2 protein-coding genes are annotated in these 1,018 nt (G+C 38.8%); both read right to left on the bottom strand.

The genetic code is table 11. From position 1 onward, the window contains the following. On the bottom strand, positions 1 to 610 hold a 610-nt coding region (locus ACFXI4_RS44790; RefSeq protein ID WP_385003490.1), incomplete at its 3' end, for a GntR family transcriptional regulator. After that, positions 594 to 1,018, bottom strand: a 425-nt coding sequence (locus ACFXI4_RS44785) for a GntR family transcriptional regulator (protein ID WP_385003487.1), incomplete at its 5' end; no start/stop codon positions are given. The genes ACFXI4_RS44790 and ACFXI4_RS44785, both read right to left, overlap by 17 nt.

Here is a 1,018-nt window from a genome sequence, read left to right as displayed (position 1 = left end):
CCTTACCGGCTCTTATTTCCTCTCGTACAAATAACAGAACCTCTTCTTTGTCAACTCCCAGCAAGTCCGCCGCAACGTCATTGTCAGTTATTAAAGAAATTTCTTGAGAACGCGTATATGCCAAACTTTTAAAATCTTGGAAAGGATTGTCCGAGAAATTACTTTTCTTTAATGTTTCCATAGGGATTAATAACATCAAGCTAATTGCTTCTGCATCAATATATTCTAAATAAGCTTGTGGTTGCTGCTGTTTGAAATCATTCAGTTCCGGACAAAGAGCTGCTGCTTTTTTCGGTGAAAGAGCCGTTGCCTTTAGCTGTAGCCGCTGCTTACTAAGCAGAGAATCTTCTATCGGTGTAAAGAAATGATGGGCATTTTTTTCGAATTTTGGCGCAGTTAAATAATAGCCGCTATTGGTTTGCGCCCGTAAGGTGCCGTTGTCCACCAGTTTTTGTAACGCGCCTCTTAAGGTAGTTCGATTAACATTAAACATTTCTGATAGGTCCCGTTCCGAAGGCAGTTTTGTTCCGGGGGTTAAATGATGTTCATGAATATAAGCAATAATTTTGTCAATCAGGTCATAAGCCAACAGATTAATCAATTTGGGCATAGATTTTCATCTCCTTTCCTTGATGAACATTTTTAGTATAGATGGCGGCGAATTCAGGCAAAACCACTACTTCAGTGTATTCAACCGCTTGTTCATTTGTCGTAACCGCAGTGATAGCAAGGCTGATTACCGGACGATTTAAGCTGGTTTTTAACAAACGGGCTTCTTTATTGCTCACTTTTGAGCTGGAAATTGTCTGATAGATATTTTCAATTTGATAATGATAAGCAGCCAATGTGGAATAAAATGAAAAAATTTGGAAATCAAAAGCTTGAAGATCAGGTATGAGATTTAATGGAATATAAGTGTCTTCAATAGAAATTGGCTCACCGTCGCCGCTTCTTAAACGAACCAAATGAAATACTTCTTCAGTTGGTTCCAGCTGTAAAGCTTTCCCGACAATGTGTC

It is taken from the genome of Streptomyces sp. NPDC059224 (genome assembly GCF_042754285.1).
Lineage (GTDB): Bacteria > Actinomycetota > Actinomycetes > Streptomycetales > Streptomycetaceae > Streptomyces.
This window is presented reverse-complemented; position numbering and strand designations above follow the sequence as displayed.